The sequence below is a fragment of the Tenacibaculum aiptasiae genome, from assembly GCF_008806755.1.
Lineage (GTDB): Bacteria > Bacteroidota > Bacteroidia > Flavobacteriales > Flavobacteriaceae > Polaribacter > Polaribacter aiptasiae.
Map to the genome: position 1 here is coordinate 149,676 of NZ_WAAU01000030.1, position 20,117 is coordinate 169,792.

Annotated in this window: 18 protein-coding genes and 1 tRNA gene; 10 read left to right on the forward strand and 9 right to left on the reverse strand. The window is 29.6% G+C overall.

The window, feature by feature from the left end; translation table 11 throughout:
- Positions 1-98: 98 nt before the first annotated feature.
- Positions 99-180 (reverse strand) — tRNA-Leu (locus F7018_RS15770).
- A gap of 100 nt (positions 181-280) precedes the next feature.
- Here F7018_RS15770 and F7018_RS15775 point away from each other — a divergent pair.
- Positions 281-1,669, forward strand: coding sequence for a dipeptidase (locus F7018_RS15775; RefSeq protein WP_150901064.1), 1,389 nt, complete (start codon positions 281-283; stop codon positions 1,667-1,669).
- 44 nt (positions 1,670-1,713) lie between these two features.
- Here F7018_RS15775 and F7018_RS15780 read toward each other — a convergent pair whose 3' ends face one another.
- The 3 genes from F7018_RS15780 to F7018_RS15790 form a co-directional block, all read right to left on the reverse strand.
- The gene (locus F7018_RS15780; protein WP_150901065.1) at positions 1,714-2,265 is read right to left on the reverse strand and encodes a hypothetical protein; all 552 of its coding nucleotides are present in this window, start codon (positions 2,263-2,265) and stop codon (positions 1,714-1,716) included.
- Positions 2,266-2,367: 102 nt separating this feature from the next.
- Positions 2,368-3,066, reverse strand: a complete 699-nt coding sequence (locus F7018_RS15785) for a response regulator transcription factor (protein WP_150901066.1) — start codon at positions 3,064-3,066, stop codon at positions 2,368-2,370.
- Between the two features lies 1 nt (position 3,067).
- On the reverse strand, positions 3,068-4,423 hold the full coding sequence (locus F7018_RS15790) for a sensor histidine kinase (protein WP_217701391.1): 1,356 nt from the start codon (positions 4,421-4,423) through the stop codon (positions 3,068-3,070).
- Positions 4,424-4,673: 250 nt separating this feature from the next.
- On the opposite strand from F7018_RS15790, the gene F7018_RS15795 reads away from it, so the two are divergent.
- From F7018_RS15795 to F7018_RS15805, 3 genes are all read left to right on the forward strand, one after another.
- Positions 4,674-5,774 (forward strand): DUF4407 domain-containing protein, encoded by a 1,101-nt coding sequence (locus F7018_RS15795; RefSeq protein ID WP_150901068.1) that lies wholly within the window; start codon positions 4,674-4,676, stop codon positions 5,772-5,774.
- Positions 5,775-5,839: 65 nt separating this feature from the next.
- On the forward strand, positions 5,840-7,750 hold the full coding sequence (locus F7018_RS15800; protein ID WP_246175220.1) for a DUF3857 domain-containing protein: 1,911 nt from the start codon (positions 5,840-5,842) through the stop codon (positions 7,748-7,750).
- Between the two features lie 6 nt (positions 7,751-7,756).
- A complete protein-coding gene (locus F7018_RS15805) occupies positions 7,757-9,730 on the forward strand; it encodes a DUF3857 domain-containing protein (protein ID WP_150901069.1) in 1,974 nt (657 codons plus the stop codon).
- A gap of 37 nt (positions 9,731-9,767) precedes the next feature.
- On the opposite strand, the gene F7018_RS15810 is transcribed toward F7018_RS15805, so the two are convergent.
- Complete coding sequence (locus tag F7018_RS15810) at positions 9,768-10,229, reverse strand: Lrp/AsnC family transcriptional regulator (RefSeq protein ID WP_150901070.1); 462 nt, start codon at positions 10,227-10,229, stop codon at positions 9,768-9,770.
- Between the two features lie 164 nt (positions 10,230-10,393).
- On the opposite strand from F7018_RS15810, the gene F7018_RS15815 reads away from it, so the two are divergent.
- Entirely contained in the window at positions 10,394-11,611 is a 1,218-nt protein-coding gene (locus F7018_RS15815; protein WP_150901071.1) for an aminotransferase class I/II-fold pyridoxal phosphate-dependent enzyme, read from the forward strand.
- Between the two features lie 60 nt (positions 11,612-11,671).
- On the opposite strand, the gene F7018_RS15820 is transcribed toward F7018_RS15815, so the two are convergent.
- A complete protein-coding gene (locus F7018_RS15820; RefSeq protein WP_150901072.1) occupies positions 11,672-12,694 on the reverse strand; it encodes a metal-dependent hydrolase in 1,023 nt (340 codons plus the stop codon).
- 81 nt (positions 12,695-12,775) lie between these two features.
- On the opposite strand from F7018_RS15820, the gene nhaC reads away from it, so the two are divergent.
- On the forward strand, positions 12,776-14,260 hold the full coding sequence (nhaC, locus tag F7018_RS15825) for a Na+/H+ antiporter NhaC (RefSeq protein ID WP_150901073.1): 1,485 nt from the start codon (positions 12,776-12,778) through the stop codon (positions 14,258-14,260).
- 35 nt (positions 14,261-14,295) lie between these two features.
- Entirely contained in the window at positions 14,296-14,745 is a 450-nt protein-coding gene (locus tag F7018_RS15830; protein ID WP_150901074.1) for a GNAT family N-acetyltransferase, read from the forward strand.
- Here the strand turns inward: F7018_RS15830 and F7018_RS15835 are convergent.
- Together F7018_RS15835 and F7018_RS15840 are read right to left on the reverse strand one after the other, a co-directional pair.
- On the reverse strand, positions 14,699-14,953 hold the full coding sequence (locus F7018_RS15835; protein ID WP_150901075.1) for a hypothetical protein: 255 nt from the start codon (positions 14,951-14,953) through the stop codon (positions 14,699-14,701). The two genes, F7018_RS15830 and F7018_RS15835, sit on opposite strands and share 47 nt — an antisense overlap.
- Positions 14,954-14,958: 5 nt before the next feature.
- On the reverse strand, positions 14,959-16,920 hold the full coding sequence (locus F7018_RS15840; protein WP_150901076.1) for a putative porin: 1,962 nt from the start codon (positions 16,918-16,920) through the stop codon (positions 14,959-14,961).
- 70 nt (positions 16,921-16,990) lie between these two features.
- On the opposite strand from F7018_RS15840, the gene F7018_RS15845 reads away from it, so the two are divergent.
- Positions 16,991-17,590 carry a ribonuclease HII gene (locus tag F7018_RS15845; protein WP_150901077.1) on the forward strand — a complete coding sequence of 200 codons (600 nt, stop codon included), beginning with the start codon at positions 16,991-16,993 and terminating at the stop codon, positions 17,588-17,590.
- Between the two features lie 33 nt (positions 17,591-17,623).
- On the forward strand, positions 17,624-18,679 hold the full coding sequence (locus F7018_RS15850; protein ID WP_150901078.1) for a nucleoid-associated protein: 1,056 nt from the start codon (positions 17,624-17,626) through the stop codon (positions 18,677-18,679).
- A gap of 115 nt (positions 18,680-18,794) precedes the next feature.
- Here the strand turns inward: F7018_RS15850 and F7018_RS15855 are convergent, their stop codons facing one another.
- Complete coding sequence (locus F7018_RS15855; RefSeq protein ID WP_150901079.1) at positions 18,795-19,385, reverse strand: PhnA domain-containing protein; 591 nt, start codon at positions 19,383-19,385, stop codon at positions 18,795-18,797.
- A 54-nt stretch (positions 19,386-19,439) separates the two neighbouring features.
- Between F7018_RS15855 and F7018_RS15860 the strand changes: the two genes are divergently transcribed.
- Positions 19,440-19,943, forward strand: coding sequence for a GNAT family N-acetyltransferase (locus F7018_RS15860; protein WP_150901080.1), 504 nt, complete (start codon positions 19,440-19,442; stop codon positions 19,941-19,943).
- Positions 19,944-20,117 lie beyond the last annotated feature (174 nt).

The window sequence follows — 20,117 nt, forward strand, 5'->3', positions numbered from 1 at the left end:
GTCTCTGACTAGTGGTTAACAGTCATTATTTTCTAACTAAACTGTAAAAAACAAAAAACCTTAACTCGTAAGAATTAAGGTTTTTCTTTGAAACTCAGTACGGGCGGAGAGACTCGAACTCTCACACCTCACGGCACTAGATCCTAAGTCTAGCGTGTCTACCAATTCCACCACGCCCGCATACTTTGAATTTGTGGGTGCAAATATAAACAATACTTCTAAACTACAAAGAACATGCACAATATTTTTATTATTTTTGATGCTTACTAATTTACAACACATGCAAAACGTTAAAGAATATATTGCTCAACATAAAGATAGATTTATCAATGAGCTAATCGAATTATTAAAAATACCTTCGGTAAGTGCAGACCCTGCCTATAACCAAGATGTATTAAATACAGCTGATGCTGTGAAAGATAGCTTAGAAAAAGCTGGATGTGATAACGTAGAAATATGTGAAACTCCTGGTTACCCTATTGTTTATGGAGAAAAAATTATAGATCCAAACTTACCAACTGTTTTAGTGTACGGACATTACGATGTACAACCTGCAGACCCTATTGAATTATGGGACTCTCCTGCTTTTGAACCTGTAATTAAAAAAACAGACATTCATCCTGATGGTGCTATTTTTGCACGTGGTGCTTGCGACGACAAAGGACAAATGTACATGCATGTAAAAGCATTAGAATACATGACCTCTACTGGAAATTTACCTTGTAACGTAAAGTTTATGATTGAAGGTGAAGAAGAAGTTGGTTCTGAAAGTTTAGCTTGGTTTGTGCCTAGAAATAAAGAGAAATTAGCGAACGATGTTATTTTAATTTCTGATACAGGAATGATTGCTAACGATATTCCATCAATCACTACTGGTTTACGTGGTTTAAGTTATGTCGAAGTTGAAGTTACAGGTCCTAACCGTGACTTACATTCTGGTTTGTATGGAGGTGCTGTAGCAAACCCAATAAACATTTTAACGAATATGATTGCTTCTTTACATGATGAGAACAACCATATTACCATTCCTGGTTTTTACGATAAAGTAGAAGAGTTATCGAGAGAAGAGCGTGATGAAATGGCAAAAGCTCCTTTTTCTTTACAAGAATACAAAGATGCCTTAGATATTGACGATGTACACGGTGAAGCTGGTTACACAACCAACGAACGTAACTCTATTCGTCCTACTTTAGATGTAAATGGAATTTGGGGTGGTTATACTGGTGAAGGTGCCAAAACTGTAATCGCTTCTAAAGCTTATGCTAAAATTTCTATGCGTTTAGTTCCTGGGCAAGATTGGGAAGAAATTACTGAATTGTTTAAGAAACACTTTGAAAGCATTGCTCCAAAATCGGTAAAAGTAGTTGTTACTCCTCACCACGGTGGACAAGGATATGTAACTCCTATAGACAATATTGGCTATCAAGCTGCTAGTAAAGCGTATCAAGAAACATTTGGCGTAACTCCAATTCCACAACGTAGCGGAGGAAGTATTCCTATTGTAGCTTTATTTGAACAAGAATTAAAAAGTAAAACCATTTTAATGGGATTCGGATTAAACTCTGATGCGATTCACTCTCCAAACGAACATTTTGGTGTTTGGAACTACTTAAAAGGAATTGAAACCATTCCTTATTTTTATCAATACTTTACAGAGTTATCTAAATAAATTAAAAATCCCACATACTAATATGTGGGATTTTTCTTTTGATACTATCTCGTTGCTCTCTTATAAGCTTCTTTTGCTAATTCTAAAGCTTTCTCTGCTTCTTTAACTCGCTTTTTCTTTGCTTTCGTAGGGTCTTCGTTATTTACAATGTATTTTAAGTTTTCTACTATTTTTTCAATCTTGTTTTGAAACTTTCTGGAAGTCAAATCTCTATCTACAAAAATTCTGACACCTCCTTCTGAAACTTTACATTTAAATGCTTCCTCATCATTTTTTTCAATTTTCCAAAAAGTTAAATTATTGGTGTTGGTAAACTTCATTCCATCAAGATTGTCTTGCAAGTATCTCGATACATTATTTGTTAGTTTATCTCTATAAGAGGCTCTAAATTTAAACGTTGAATTGGTTTTCTTTACAGAAATAGAACTTGAACCACTATCATGATTACTTGATGAATTTGTGTAAGTAGTACTCTGTGTTACACTATACGTTGTTGATGTTGATGGCGGTGTAGGTGGCGTTGGTGGTGTTTGAGCACTTAATGTAAATGCTGTTAAGAAAATTGCTGTGATTGTTACTGTTACTAAAGTTTTCATATGTATTTGTTTTTAAAATTAAACCTTGTTTTTAGTCAATAAAATGACTGTCTCTATAATTTTGAGTTATAGAAATTCTATTATTTTAATATGTAATTGTGTTTATTTTTCTTGAGAAGCTATCTTAAATTCTAGTCCTACTCCTCTTATGCCTTCAATTTTTATATTCGCATCATCTTTAAAGTATTTCCGTAGTCTGCTTATAAAAACATCCATACTTCTCCCTGAGAAAAAATCGTCAGTATTCCATACTGCATTCAATATTTCGTCTCTTTTCAATAATTGATTTTTATGAGTAAACAAAAACTGAATTAATTCGGCTTCTTTTTCAGTTAGTCTTTGTGTATTGCCCTGTAATTTTAATGTTAGCTTTTGTGGATTAAAATCGTAATTCCCAATTTTAAAACTATCTGTTATTATTACATTGGTATTGCTTTGTTGACTCCTTTTTATAATATTTTGTAACCTGAGAATAAGTTCGTCCGCTTCAAAAGGCTTAATGATATAATCGTCTGCACCTAGTTTCAATCCTTTAATTTTATCCTCCTTTTGGTTACGTGCCGTTAAAAAGATAAATGGAACTTCAGGATACTTTTCTATTATCTTTTCTGCCAGTGAAAAACCGTCTAACTTAGGCATCATCACATCAAAAACACAAATATCAAATGTTTCATCCATAGCTATATGCAATGCCTCTTCTCCATTCTTTGCCCAAGTAACATTGAAATTATGCAACGTTAAATACTGCTTTAAAATATTTCCAAAATCGATATCATCTTCAGCTAATAATACTTTTTTCATCTTACATAGGAATTTTAATTGTTATGACTGTGCCTTTTTCTAGTTCGCTATCTAATTGGATAGTTCCTTGATGTGCCTTTACAATTTGCTTTACATAATACAGTCCTAAACCTAAACCTTTTACATTATGTATGGTTGTATTGTTTACTCTATAAAATTTATCAAATATTTTTTTGTGATCCTTTTTCGCAATCCCAATACCATTATCTTTTATTATTAATACACCATGGTTGTTTTCTTTTTTCAGGCTAATATCTATTGTATCTCCTCCATATTTAACGGCATTGTCTAATAAATTTAAAATGGCTGTATTAAAATGAAAAATATCTAAATTTAAATTTATCTCAGGTTCAGAACATTCAAACGAGATAGATACTTCCTCCTTTTGAATTTTATAATCATCAATCATGTTTTTTAAATGATATTGAAGAACTACATTTTCCTTATGCAGATTGATTTGTTCAAATCCCAACGAATTATTTACCACTTGATCTATTAAATTTTGCAATCGAACACGCTGCCTATTAATTGTACTAATCACCGATTGAAACATTTCTTTATTATCCGCTATATTTTTCTGTTGCAATGTTTTTGTTGCAATACTTAAAGTAGCTAAAGGTGTCTTTAATTCGTGTGTAATATTATTTACAAAATCGGTTTTAATATCAGCATTCTTTTTCTGTTTTATCAAGCTATACAATGCATAAGTAAACAACCCAATTACTGCTATTATTGACAAAAAGCTTAGCAAAAGCACCCAAAACATACGTTTAAAAATTTCACTCTTCCAATTTATAATATCTATATAGCTTCTGGTTTTTATTTTAAAACCAATATTATTTTTTTCACTGCCTTCATTAACCGTTTTACTCACAGTTTCCCAGTCACTTTTATTATAAAAGAAACGTGTTTTTGGATTTAGCTCTTTACCATATAATAAAACCGATTCATTATTTAGTATTGTATCATTCACTTTCCCTAATAAAATAACCGTTGTTATTTCTTTTTGAAAATCTACAGGAAATAATAATTTCTTTGTTCTTATTTTCTCTTCAAAGTAAGCTACAAACTGTTTATTTATACTATCTCTATGAAAAGAAAACCTTTCAAGCAATTCTCCTTTTGTAATTTTCCCTTCCTTATAGCTTTGAGCATTTTTTTTTAGTTTTACTAAATATCGGGTATCCCAATCTGGGCTATCATCAGTTTCTATAAATGCTAAGTCCTTTTTTACTTCATTAAAAAACAAGTCACGCTGCAACGTAAAAGTGTTTTTTATTAATGAATATTGTATTGTAGATAAGGTTACAATAGCTATTATTGATACAATTATTAATATATTTATTCTTCCTTTCATTACTCCAAAAATAGTGTAAACTTCTTGTAAAAATGCATGTTTATAGACCGTTAACCTTGCATTAACCGTTAACAGAAACCTTATTAACATAAATGAGCTATAAAGTCTCATTATTTATTATTGAATAAAGCTGCTTAGAACAATATCTATTACTTAAATAAAAATAAAATTATGTTAAAAGCCTCACAATGTGAGGCTTTTTTGTAACATTCTTTTCAAACTATCGTTCTTATTGTATAAGCTTATATTCATGATCAAAGATTTTTTCCTCTTATGCTCTGGTGTGGATCAGAATTTAATTAATGATTGCTCCAACGGAGAACAAAACAAGTACGCTGGTATTGGCGCTACAGTTTTTTTTACTGCTCTTATGGCTACCATAGCTTGTAGCTATGCCTTATATACTGTTTTTGACAACTTATATTCATCAATCTTTTTTGGATTCTTATGGGGATTATTAATTTTTAATTTAGACCGCTTCATAGTTTCTACTATAAAAAAGAGAGACTCTAAACGTCAAGAAATTCTACAAGTAATTCCTCGCTTATTGTTAGCACTCATCATTGCTATGGTTATTTCTAAACCTCTAGAGCTAAAAATATTTGAAAAGGAAATTAATCAAGTTTTGTTAACTGAAAAAAACCAAATGACTTTAGACAACAAAACTCAAATAGCACAACAGTTTACTCCTGAGATTAACAAAATAAAAGAAGACATAGAAGCTTTAAAAACTGAAATTATAGAAAAACAAAAAGAAACTGATACTTTGTATGAAACCTATATAGCAGAAGCTGAAGGAAGAAAAGGCACTAAACTTCTAGGAAAAGGTCCTGTTTATAAAGAAAAAAGAGAAAAACATGATGCTTCTTTAGCTGAACTAAACGAATTGAAAAAAGCAAATTCTGAAAAGATTAGCCAAAAAGAAAATGCTATTACCGATTTACTTGAAAAACAGAAATTAATGGAAACACAAACACAACCTATTATTTCTAGTTTTGATGGTTTAATGGCAAGGATAAATGCTTTAAACAAATTACCTTGGCTACCTTCTTTCTTTATTTTCCTATTATTTCTTGCCATAGAAACTGCTCCTATATTTTCAAAGTTAATAAGCCCAAAAGGAGAATACGATTTTAAATTAGAAAATCAAGAATCGCTTGTAAGAACATGGATTCAGCAACAAGTGCATCAAAGGGAAGCTATTTTACAAACCGATGTTGACCTTAACAATAAAATTTATTCTGATTTAAAAACAGAAGAGGAAATTTATAGTTACAAACAGAAAATAGCTCGTAATTTATTAAAACTACAAGCAGATTCTTTTTATAAAAACCAACAAGAGATTTTATAAAACGATTAATTAAGTTTTTAATGCTTTTTTTCTACCTTTGTTTTCGCTAATCAAAAAAAAATTGCATGAAAAAAATAGGTTACGTTATCGTAATGATAATGTTATTGCTATGTACTAGCCTCTTCTCTCAGAACGCACAACTCTCTTCCTTACTTATCCCTATTGAGTTAAAAGAAAATGCTAATGCTGTAATTAGACATAACGAAATTACAGTAAATGTTTTGGCTGTTGATGAAATGATAGTCAAAGAAAAAAGAATAGTTACCGTTTTTAATAAATATGGAAAAACACATGTAGATGCCTATAAAAACTATAATGAAGACACTAAGATATCTAAGCTAACAGCGATTATTTATGATAACTTAGGAAATAAGATTAAGAAATACTCTAAAAATGACTTCCAAGATGTTAGTGCCATTGATGGAGGAACTTTATACTCTGATTCAAGAGTAAAGTTTTTAGAATACACACCTACATCCTATCCTTATACCGTAGTTTTTGAATCTGAATACAAAAACTCCTCAACAGGTTTTATACCAAGATGGTTTCCTATTGAAAGTTATAATTTGGCTATTGAAAAGAACATTTATCAATTAAATAATCCTAAAAATATTCCCTTTAGGAAAAGAGAAAAAAATTTTGATGGGTACTCTATTGAAAATACCTCAAGTGAGTTTAATTTAAAATATACGTTAACTAACCAAAAACCTATAAAGTACGAAAGGTATACCGTTAATTTTGACGATTTTTCACCTAACCTTTCCGTTTCATTCAATCAATTTAGTTTAAAAGGCATAACTGGTAAAGCTGAAAACTGGAAAGAATTTGGTAGCTGGATGTACAATAAATTAATAGTAAACAGAAATCAGTTATCCCCAGCTACAATAGAAAAAGTGAAAAGCTTAGTTAAAGGTGTAGATTCTCCTATTGAAAAAGCAAAAATCATTTATGATTATGTTCAAAACAAAACTAGATATATAAGTGTACAAGTAGATATTGGAGGCTGGGAACCAATTGCTGCAAATAAAGTTGATGAAGTAAGCTATGGAGATTGTAAAGGTTTAACAAACTATACAAAAGCTCTTTTAGATGTTGTAGGCGTTAAATCATATCATACAATTGTATATGCTCAAAAATATAAAAATATAGATAAGGATTTCACAGCTCTTCAAGGAAATCATATGATATTAAATATCCCTAATGAAGGAAATGATATATGGTTAGAATGTACAAGTCAAACAAATCCTTTTGGATTTTTAGGTGATTTTACTGATGATAGAGATGTTTTAGTAGTTACTCCTCAAGGTGGAATTATTAAAAGAACTCCTGCCTATATTAACGAAAACAATCTACAAACGATTAAGGCCAATATCAATTTGTTAGATAACGGAAACATAAATGCTTCTGTAACAAGAAAATCTTATGGTACTCAGTATAGCGACAAATACAGTATTGAGAATTATCCTCATAAAAAACTAAAAAAATACTACACTTCTAATGTATGGGATTATAACAACAATTTAGAAATTGAAAGTATAAAACATACAAATGATAAAGACAAAATTGAATTTACAGAAAAAGTAAATATTAAAATTGAAAAATTCGCAACCCTAAGAGATAGCAGTTATTTATTTAAACTTAATGTATTCAATAGAATTACTGGGGTGCCAAAAAAATACAGAAAAAGACAAAGACCTTTAAACATAGAAAGAGGGTTTACCGATAAAGATGAATTTATATTTAAGATTCCTAAAGGCTACTCTATTATAAATTTACCTGACAATAAAAGTATTGATAATAAGTTTGGAACCTACAAATTAACATTAGAAAAAATTGATGAAACTTCTTTTAAATATATCAGAGAGTTTTCTCTTAAAAAAGGAATCCATCCAAAAGAAGATTATAAAGCCTATAGAAAGTTTAGAAAAAAAGTTACTAAACTCGACAACTTAAGAACTGAATTAATAAAAAAATAAAACGCTATGAAAAAATTATTATTCATCCTAGCATTAATGCTATCGCTAAAAACAACAGCTCAAAAAGTACAATTTGGAAAAGTCTCCAAAGAAGAATTAGAGGAAAAACTTTATCCTAGCGATTCTACTATTGACGCCACATATCTTTATAAAAAAAGAAGAACTTATTTTTCTTATAATATTAATACGGGGTTTAAAGTAATAACGGAATACCATGAACGAATAAAAATATACACTAAAGAAGGTTTTGATTATGCAAATAAGAAAATAAACTATTACCACCCAATTACTGGCGATAAAGAATCTATAAATCATATTAAAGCCTATACCTTTAATTTAGAGAATGGTAAAATTGAAAAACATAAACTTTTAAAGAAAAATATTTTTGAAGAGAGATTAAACAAATATAGAAAACAAAAAAAGATTGCCTTTCCAAACATAAAAAAAGGATCTGTAATTGAATTAAAATATACTTTAACTTCACCTCATTGGGATATTAGAACAGTAAATTTTCAATATAAAATACCTATAAAAAAGTTAGATATTAATGTAGTAATACCTGAATATTTTATTTTCAATAAAATATCAAAAGGTTATTATAGTGTTCCTTTAGTTGAATCACAAAAAAATGGGCAAATTAGCCTCGGTGTTAACAATAAAGTAAGTCATAATTCTACAGAATATTCTTTTAAACAAAAAAATGTTCCTGCCATTAATGATAATGAACCTTTTTCTGGGTACATTGATAACTATAGGGGGGGAATAAAGTTTGAATTATCTGGAACAAGATTCCCTAATTCTTTCTATAAAAACTACACCACTACTTGGAAAGATGTATGTAAAACAATTTACAAATCTTCAAGTTTTGGTAAAGAGCTAGAAAAGAAAAATTATTACAAAGATGAATTAACAAACCTTATCAAAACTTCGAAAAATGATTTTGAAAAGGCTTCTTTAATATTCAATTTTATAAAATCAAAAATAAAATGGAATAAATATCAAAGTAAATATACTGATCTTGGTGTTAAAAAGGCTTATAAAGATGGAGTTGGAAATTCAGCAGAAATAAACCTTATACTTACATCCATGCTACGACAAGCTGGTTTAGATGCTAATCCAGTTTTAGTAAGCACTAAAAGTAACGGAGTTCCTCTATTTCCTACTAGAGAAGGGTTTAATTATGTAATTTCAAAAGTTAACTTTCCAAATGAAAAATATATACTTTTAGATGCTACAGAAAAATATTCTCATGCCAATATCCTACCATCTAGAACACTAAACTGGTATGGAAAAGAAATTTTTAAAGATGGGGTTTCCAAAGATGTAAATTTAATTCCTTCACTACATACTAAAAACAGCAATATTTTATATGTCAAAATTGGCGAAACTGGCTCAATTGAAGGAATGTATAGAAAAGCTTTAACAGGTCATTTAGCAATGTTTTATCGTCAAAAAAACAATTTAAAAAAAGATGAAAGTCAAATAAATAGTTTAGAAGAAAAATATAACATCGAAATTGATGAATTTAAAGTGCTAAATAAAAAAGCTTTAAATAAACCAATTTCTCAATCTATAAAATTCACTGGTGATAGTTATATAGAAGAAATAAATAATAAATTATATTTTTCACCATTATTCTTTTTAGCGATGACAGAAAACCCGTTTAAAACAGAAGAAAGAAACTTTCCTGTTGATTACGGAATGCCTTGGTTAGATAGCTTTACAATATCTATTACAATACCTGAAGGATATACTATAGAATCTCATCCTAAAGAATTAGCTATTGGTCTACCTGATAACCTTGGAGTTTTTAAATATAAAATCTCAATTTTAGGAAATAAGGTAAAACTTTCTTCAATAACACAAATAAACTCTAACATAATTTCACCTCAATATTATAGCTCTTTAAAATTATTTTACAAACAATTAGTTGAGAAGCAAACTGAAAAAATTGTGCTAGTTAAAAAAGCAAAATCTTAAATAAAAAAACGAACGATTAGTTAATCGTTCGTTTTTTTTATAATAATGATATTATATTAGAACTTTTAACTTCTCCTATAGTAAATGTACTATGAGTACTACCAATATGTTTTAACGCAGTAAGTTTATTTACCATAAACTCGCGATATTCATCCATGTCCTTGACATAAATTTTTAAAATATAGTCATAATCACCACTTACATGAAAACACTCAGCTACTTCATCTAATTTATTAATTTCTCTTTCAAAAGCAGCAATATACTCCTTCGCATGTTTTTCTAATTTAATATGACAAAAAACCAAGAAAGACTTCCCTACTTTATTTTTATTAATTAAAGCTACATATTGAGTAATTATCTCACTTCTTTCCAGCTTTTTAATTCGTTCATATACTGCCGTTACCGACAACCCTAACTCTAATGAAAGTTGTTTAGTAGTTTGCTTACTATCTTTTTGAAGTAATTCTAAAAGCTTTTTATCAATTTGATCTAATTTCATCTGAAAAATTTACGTTTTTTAAACTTATCAATTTTAAAAAACCATTATAAAAACTAAATATCCAACAAAATAAAGAATAAAAAACTACAAACATCAATTTTAATTGATTATTAATCAAAAAAATAAGTCTTTTATAGTCCTATAAACAACTAAACATTTATACAATGGACTTTAAACCAGCAAACAATATTCAAGATTTACAATATTTTGGAGAATTTGGAGGAGTAAATCCTTCTATTTCTGATTCTTCAACCTATACTTTCATAAAAGCAAAAACAATGTTTGATACTTTTGAAGGAAATACAGATGGTTGCTACTTATACTCACGTCATACTTCTCCTTCTAACTTATATTTAGGTGAAGCGTTAGCGGCAATGGAAGGAACAGAAACTGCAAATGTAGCTGGTTCAGGAATGGGAGCTATAACAGCAACTATTTTACAAATTTGTGGAGCTGGAGATCATATTGTTTCAAGTAGAACTATATATGGTGGTACTTATGCTTTTTTAAAGAACTTTACACCTAGAATGAATATTGAAACATCTTTTGTTGATATTACAAAACTAGATGTAATAGAAGCTGCTATTAACAGCAATACAAAAATGATTTATTGCGAATCTGTTAGCAACCCTTTACTAGAAGTAGCAGATATTAAAGCTTTGGTTGCTTTGGCTAAAAAATACAATTTAAAACTTGTTGTTGATAATACTTTCTCTCCGTTATCTATTTCACCAGCACAACTTGGAGCAGATATTGTTATTCATAGTTTGACTAAATTTATCAATGGTTCATCTGATACAATGGGAGGAGTTGTTTGCGCTAGTGCTGATTTTATCAACGCTCAAAAAAGTGTTATCGATGGTGCAAGCATGTTATTAGGTTCTTCTATGGATTCTTTGCGTTCGTCGTCAATTTTAAAGAATATGAGAACGTTACATATTCGAATGAAACAACACAGTAAGAATGCAGCTTTTTTAGCTGAGAAATTCGAAGCTCTTGGTATCAAAACCGTATACCCTGGTTTAAAATCACATCCATCTCATGAAGTTTACAAATCAATGATGAATAATGAATATGGTTTTGGAGGCATGTTAACTATTGATGCTGGTTCTTTAGATAAAGCGAATGCTTTAATGGAATTAATGCAAGAAAAAAACTTAGGATATTTAGCAGTAAGTTTAGGGTTTTATAAAACTTTATTTTCAGCTCCTGGAACATCAACTTCTTCAGAAATCCCAGAGGAAGAGCAAGCTGAAATGGGACTAACCGACGGTTTAATTCGTTTTTCTATTGGATTAGATAATGATATTGAGCGTACTTTTGAAATGATGAAAGACTGTATGCTAGAAATAGGTGTTTTAAAAGAAGAAGCCTTAGCATAAGGCCTAACTAAATTCTAAAAAAATGGCAAACAGAATGGTTTAACATCTGTTTGCCATCTTTTATTTACCATAAAAACGCTTGGTAAATTCTTTTAAATCATCTTTTGACGGTGGTTTTCCAGAGAACGGCACCATATCCCATCTATTGTTTTCTTTCATCAATTCAAATCTAAACATAGATGTTTCTGCATTATTGGGATTCAACAAAGGATATCTTAAATCTAAATATTGAATATTTTTAGATGAATCCATGGGTACTAAATTATAATAACCATTACTAAACCAGGTTAAGACTTTAATATCTTTATGATTCACATCTAATAAATCTCGATTCTTAGAGATTGTTAAAATAGTATCTAATTCTGATTTCTTATCTAATAAAGAATAAAAACCAACTTTATAATCGTTTTCAGTTTCAGCAATTCCATACCACAAAACATTATTCATAATAGTAGGTTGCGTAGAAAATCTACTATAAGAAATATCGGCTTTATCAAACGATTTTTTAAATACAGAATCCATATAAATCTTATTTCCAATAGTAAACATCATATAGGCTGAACTTATATAAATTCCAGCTTTAAGCCAAACTCTTCTTCTTGTTCGTTTTCTATTATAAAACATAGCCACAATTAAACACAATAAAAAAGGAAGTGTGTATAAAGGATCTACAACAGAGATATTATTAAATGCAACTCTATAATCGGAAAAAGGTAAAAACAACTGAGTACCGTAAGGTGTAAAACTATCTAATAAAGGATGCGTAAAAATGGATAGGAAAAATAACCAAATCCAGTTTTTTAACGTAGTAGTTCCTTCACGTTTTCCTTTATCGTATAGTTTAAAAGTTATCCATCCAAATAGAAAAGAACCCAAAATGGAAAATAAAATCGAATGCATAAATCCACGATGAAAAGCCATTGCATCTATTTCATTTCCATACAACCATCCGCCAATAAACACATCTAAATCTGGTATTGTACCTCCTATTGCACCAAACAATAATGCTTTATTTCCTATCTTTTTTCCTAGTGCTATTTCTCCACAAGCAGCACCTAAAACAATTTGAGTTAATGAATCCATAGATAACAAATGTACTAAACTGATTCTACTTGTATAATTCTATACAAAATCGTAACATTACAAACCGAAAAAAACCACACAATGCAAGACGATAAAAACTTATCCGAAATCGATATCGAAGGTCAAAAAATTATAGCTAATAAAGAACTAAGTATATGGGAAGCTTTAATTCCTGTAATAGCATTAATAGGAATGCTCGCTTACAATGTTTTTGTTTTTGGTGATAATGCTTTAAGTGGAAGTAATCAATTTATTTTAATACTTGGTGGTGCAACTGCTGCTATTGTTGGATTTAAAAACAAAGTTTCATACAAAGTTATGATTGATGAAGTTGCAGAAAACATTAAATCTACAGCTGGAGCTATTTTAATACTGCTTATGGTAGGAGCATTAGCAGGAACTTGGCTTATTAGTGGAATAATTCCTTCAATGATTTATTATGGATTGCAAATTTTAAACCCTACAATATTTTTAGCTGCTTGTTTAATTATTTGTGCAGTAATTTCTATAGCTACAGGTAGTTCTTGGACAACTGCTGCAACTGTAGGTATTGCCTTAATTGGTATTGGTGAGGCCTTAGGAATTTCTTTAGGAATGACTGCTGGTGCTGTTTTATCTGGCGCTTATTTTGGCGATAAGATGTCTCCAATGTCAGATACAACAAATTTAGCTCCTGCAATGGCTGGTACGGATTTATTTACTCATATCAAGTACATGGCTTATACTACTGTACCAACTATTATTGTTACCTTAATCTTCTTTATCATTTTAGGGTTTACACAAAATACTACAGGAACTGCAGATACTCAACAAATGCTTAGTGATATAAACAAAGCTTTTAATATTAACCCATTTTTATTTTTAGTACCTATAGCAGTTGTTATTTTAATTATGAAAAAAACACCTCCTTTAATTGCTTTATTAGCAGGAACATTATTAGGTGGAGTTTTTGCGTTAATTTTCCAACCTCAAGTTGTTGCTCAAGTTGCTGGTGTTAAAAGTTTAGATTTTAACTCAGCTTATAAAGGGGTAATGAATGCTATTACAGTAAAAACATCAGTAGCTACTGACAATGAAGTTTTAAAAGACTTATTTACAGCTGGAGGTATGGAAAAAATGCTGGGAACTATATGGTTAATTCTTTGCGCCATGATTTTTGGTGGTGTAATGGATGCTATTGGGGCACTAGCTAAAATTAGTAGTTTCTTATTAAATTTATTTGATTCTGTTTTTGGGTTATTTGCAAGTACAGTAGCAACATGTATTGGTTTAAACTTTACTGCTTCAGATCAATACTTAGCTTTAGTGGTACCAGGTAAAATGTATGCAAAAGCTTATCAAGATAAAGGGCTTGCTCCAGAAAACTTAAGTAGAACCTTAGAAGATTCAGGAACTGTAACTTCTGTTTTAATTCCATGGAATACTTGTGGTGCATATCATTCAGGAGTATTGGGAGTTCCAGTAATAGACTACGCTTTTTATGCCGTTTTTAACTGGTTAAGTCCGTTTATGACATTATTATTTGCTGCGTTTAGAATAAAGATTAGAGAAATAATCAAAAAATAATACCAAGCCTCACTATAATGTGGGGCTTCTTTTTTATGATAGAAAAAGCTAATATTAAAGATGCTGAATTATTAACTAGTATTGCTCTAACTTCAAAAGCATACTGGGGTTATTCAAAAGAACTTATTAATAGTTGGAAAGATGATTTAACTGTTAGCCCTAAAATGATTGAGGAAATGATGGTTTATAAATTCATTTCTAATCAAAAAACTATTGGATTTTATATTTTAAATCAGCCTCAAAACAATACGATAGAATTAGAATTTTTATTCGTACATCCAGATGCTATTGGTCAAAAAGTTGGGAAACAATTACTGTCACATGCCATTGAAAAATCTAATAATTTGAATATTGAAACGATGACATTGTTAGCTGACCCCAATGCACAACCTTTTTATGAAAGTCAAGGTTTTATTTCAACAGAAAAAAAAGAAAGTTCTATTCCGAATCGGTTTTTACCGCTAATGAAGTTAAATTTAAAATAACAGAAACTAATAAAAGAACCCAAGGGCTCCCATGCAACAAAACATCAAACCAATCTTTAAACTGCATTGCATGTTCGCCAGAAAACGCATTGCCTCCTGCTATCCATTTTAATTTACCAACAATATGAGGCGGTTTAAAAGGTGCTAAACCTAAAGTTAAACTAGCAATTAAAAATAGTTTCCAATTTTGTTTTAACTTTTGCTTCATCTCATCTATATAAACCAGTTCCAAACAACTCCAAAACGTATTACAAAATCTCTATACGGATAATTAGGAGCTGATAAATAATCTTTCTTTAAGAAAAAAGAACTTATGTTATCTGCTTTAAAATATATACGGGTTCTACGTACTCTTCCATTAAAAAATAAGTCGACTGTTGGATAACCAATCTCCGTAGTATTCTGTAGAGTAAACTCGGCCAATAACGGATTATATGCGTTTGCTTTGTACTTTGTAAAATAGTTAAAAGTTGCCCCTATTTGCACCAATAAAGGATTTCCTTTAAACCAATGATCTGTATAATACAATGTATTTCTTGTTACAAATTCTGGAACTCTAAAAACATCGCTCCCACTCGCCACCTTTTGATACATAAAAGTATTATCTAAGGCAAACTTACCTAACTTAAACTCTTTTGATACTTTCGCTTTCAAATAATTTATATTTCCTGAAAATTGTTTTGGCAAATTATTTTCATCAAAATATGTATAATTATCAATATTAGTAATATCTAAAGAAGCATTTCCCCATTTAGATTCTATAACACCTCCCAGTGTTCGGGTTCCTATTGATCCAAAATTATTTTCCCAATTATACGCATCATAATTACTTTGATGCAATAAAAAGTTAAAATTAGGCAACTTATTACTAATTCCTAACTTAGCCTTTATAGTAAACAAACTATCCTTTTTATATAGAGCTTCAGCTCTGATATTATTTCCTGATAACCTACCACTTCCAGGTGTTATGTTCGCTGAAGCATTTATATAGAAGTTTTTTATTTTCCCATTCCAATCTGCACCAAACGAAACAGCATCTCCTTTTAACTTATTTTTAGTTATTCCTACTAAATTATTCTGTAAATTATTATAACCATAACTATAGGTAGTATAATCAGTTTTAACTCTAAATTTACCTAATACGTATTTAGAATTAAAATCTAAAAACACTTGATTATTATAAAGTAAAAAATCAGTTTTATTATTTATAACTCCAGTAATCCCACTATTACCAAAAAATGCAGTTGTTGGTGTATTTTGATTAAATCGATAAAATTTAGATTCTCGTGTAAATGAATGCCCTATTTTTAAATTTGAAAAATCTTTGGTACTTATACTATCTTTAGACGATAACACTTTAAAAGTATGCTCAAAATATATTCGTTTACCTTCAAAAGTATTCTCAGCATCACTTAAATTAACATCCAACCTTCCTCTATTACCACTAAAATTAGGGTCGTTATTCAAGAAAGAAATTAAAGCTGCATCTGTTAATCCTCCACTTTCTTGATTAAAAAAGTCTTGATTAACTATTTGTCCTCTTATAGCGTATTGATTCTTTGGACTTTCATATCTAAAACTTAATCTAAAATTACCCGAACTAGCCAAAGACCTTCTATATGCTCCTAAAGAACGAAGACCTTTATATGCAACCCCCACGTTAAATCTCTTTGAAAAATTTGCTGTGAATAATGCATCCAAGACCTGCCCCTGCTCTAATCCTGTTCTATACATAATTTCAGTAGTAGGTGTTGGAACATGATAATAATTTACATCTTCAATTTTAAAGTAATTAAATTGTTTAGCTTTAAATCCAATATCTGGAAATTGAGAAATATTATCAAAATCATAAGCCAAATTATTAAATGTTTGTCCTTGGTTATGAAACTCTAATAACTCAAAATTATCTTTTCTTAAGAAATTAAACTTATAATGTTTTTTTATCGTAAGTGTAGTATCAACAATAGTAGTATCATTTTTAAATGATATAATTTTATAGTCTGTATATTTTGTTTTCCCACTAAGCTTGACATTTATTTCATTAGTAGGTAATGAATCAGTGTTTTGATTAAGTCCTCCCGTTGTTCTTCCAAATCCCCCGCTAATAGTTCTAACTTGTGAAAAAAGTCCTTGTACACAAATCAAATAAAAAAATATTAAAAAAATTTTCTTCATAAGCACAAAAGTAAAATAATTAAACGACAAAAATTGTGAATAATTTCTTTGAAAACTGTTAATTTGTAGTATGTTGAATTTGAATTATAGTGGAGTTACTCTAGAAGCAGGAACAGATGAGGCTGGTAGAGGTTGCTTATCGGGACCTGTTGTTGCGGCAGCTGTTATTTTACCTGAAGATTTTCAACACAATCTTTTAAACGATTCTAAGCAACTTTCAGAAAAAAAACGACAAGAACTTCGTCCTTATATAGAAGAACATGCCTTGGCTTATGCTGTATCTTTTATTCATCATGAAGAAGTAGATGAATTAAATGTACTTCAAGCTTCTATTACGGGTATGCATAGATCACTTGAGCAACTTTCTACTCAACCTGAATTTATCATAATTGATGGTAATAAGTTTAAACCCTACAAAGAAGTACCATATCAAACTATTGTAAAAGGTGATGCTAAATTTATGAGTATTGCAGCAGCTTCTGTTTTAGCAAAAACTTATAGAGATGAATTCATGGAAAAAATTCATCAAGAATTCCCTCAATATAATTGGAAAAAAAACAAAGGTTATCCGACTAAAGAACATAGAAATGCAATTAGAGAACATGGTCCAACTCCTTATCACCGTAAATCATTCAAATTGTTACCCGAACAACTTAAATTAAAACTTTAGTTTTTCTATTTTTGTGTTCCAATTTTTTAGAAGATGATCAAAAGAACACGTGCAGAAATTAACAAATGTATTATTCATAAAGTTGCTAATAAGTACAATAGCGGACAAAATGCTTTATCAGAAAGTTTAGTTCGATTTGATGAAGAAAGTTATGAGTTATTAATGCCTTTTTTATTAAAGAATTTTGGAAATGTTACGCAAAGTTATCGTTTTAGCCATCATGCTGATGTTCGATTAAACGAATTAAATAAATATTCTTCTGATATTTTTGAAGATGATAGCAACGAAGTATTTATAGAAAATTCTAAGAACATAGTAAACCATTTATACGAACAGTCTAATTCTGCAAATATTAAAACAGGTGATGTAATTGTTGCCTATTTTGAAGGTATCGAATACAAAGATGTTTTAACAGAAGCTGTTGGTATTTTTAAAATTGAAAGTAAAGTAGATTTTTTCCAAACTTATTTAGACGATGAAAGTTTTGACGTTGTAGTTCAAAAAGGAATTTCTACTAAAAAACTTGATAAAGGTTGTTTAATTTTAAACTCTTCTGATACGGAAGGAACCGTTGTTTTATCAGTCGATAATAACAATTACGACGCTCAATATTGGATTAAGAATTTCTTAAGTGTAAAATATGCTGATGATCGTAATTTACACACTCAGAATTATTTAGAAATGTGTAAAGAGTTTTCTGAAGAAGTGATAAAACCAGAATTTGGAAAACAAGAGCAAAGTAATTTCCTAGCGAATACTGTTGATTATTTTAAAGAACACGAAAGTGTAGATTATCATGGTTTTAAAGATGAAATTTTTGAAGAAGACAAACATAAAGATATGTTTGAAGACTACAAAAAACATTTTGAAAAACTAAATGATGTATTAATACGTAATAATTTTGATGTATCAGATGCTGTATTAAAAAAGGAAAAAAGTAAATTTAAAACAGAAATAAAACTAGACACAAACATTCAAATCAAAATTGATGTTGATGCTCCTGATGCTTCTTCAGAATATTTAGAACAAGGATATGATGAAGATAAAAAAATGAAGTTTTATAAAGTATACTACAATACTGAGAAATAAATATCATTCTTAACAAAAACTAAAAAGGTCAAAACATTTAAGTTTTGACCTTTTTATATTTTACGACTAACAAAATTCTATTTAGCTTTATTTTGTTTTTTGCTTTCTGCTAATCCTATTCTTTTTCAGTCATTTTTTTAACGTAATCTGTTACAATTACAATTTGGGTAGCTCCTACCTTACCCTCAATATATTTAGCGTTTTCACGATCTAAAGAAATTCTACGTACTGCTGTTCCTTGTTTTGCAATCATACTAGATCCTTTCACTTTTAAATCCTTAATTAAAACCACAGAATCTCCTGCTTGTAAAATAGCGCCATTAGCATCTCTATGAATTATCTTTTCACTTTCATCCAAATGATCACCACTTTCTTTAGCAAAACGTAAATCATCATCCTCTAAATACAACATATCTAATAAATCCTGTGGCCATCCTTCATTACGAAGTCTAGATAGCATTCGCCAAGCAACAATTTTCACTGCTCTAAATTCACTCCACATAGAATCATTTAAACAACGCCAATGATTCACATCTGTTTTCTCAATATCATTTATTTGCTCAATACAAGTAGCACATGCTAATAAACTTCCATCTACTCCACCTGTAGACACCGGAGGTACTTCATAAATTGATAAATTATCTTTTGCAGCACATAATTCGCATTGCTTTCCACTTCTTTCTTCTAACTCCTTTAATAAACTCATTTTATACTCTAAATTAAGGTGTGTAAAAGTACATTTTTATTTTATCTTTATCAGATGCATTTAGAAAGTAAAAGACTTATTATTCGCGAAGCTAAAGTAAGCGATGCCCCTTTTTATTTTGAGCTTTTTAACGATCCAGACTGGATTCAATTTATAAGCGATAAAAATTTAAAAACAGTTGAGGAAACTGAAATCTATTTGAAAGAAACTCTTTTTAAGAACTCAAAATTAGATGGTTTAGGTTTCTTCACCGTAATTATAAAAGACACTAATAAGCCTATTGGCACCTCAACTGCTTTACAGCGAGAAAAATTAAAATTTATTGATATTGGCTATGCCTTTTTACCTAAAGCCAGAGGAAAGGGATACGCTACAGAAGCAACTCAACTATTCATGGAGTATGTTAAAAATAAGTTTCAACAAGAAAAAGTATACGCATTTACAATGCCGCATAATGAAGCTTCACAAAAACTATTAAAACGATTAGGTTTTAAATATATTGGATTAAAAAAAGTGTTCGATAATTGTGAAGACAAAGTATTTGAATATACTTTTTAAAAGTATATTATTTTTTAATTGTTCATTTTTTTATTTCTTTAAAAAAATACTCATATTTGCCATAGATTTTTTCCCCATAAAAGATAACCTTTATAAAACCTTACTTATATGAAAATCAATTTATCAAGAGAAAAATCTACTCGTTTTAGCAAAAAGAAATTAAAGAAGTTTCTT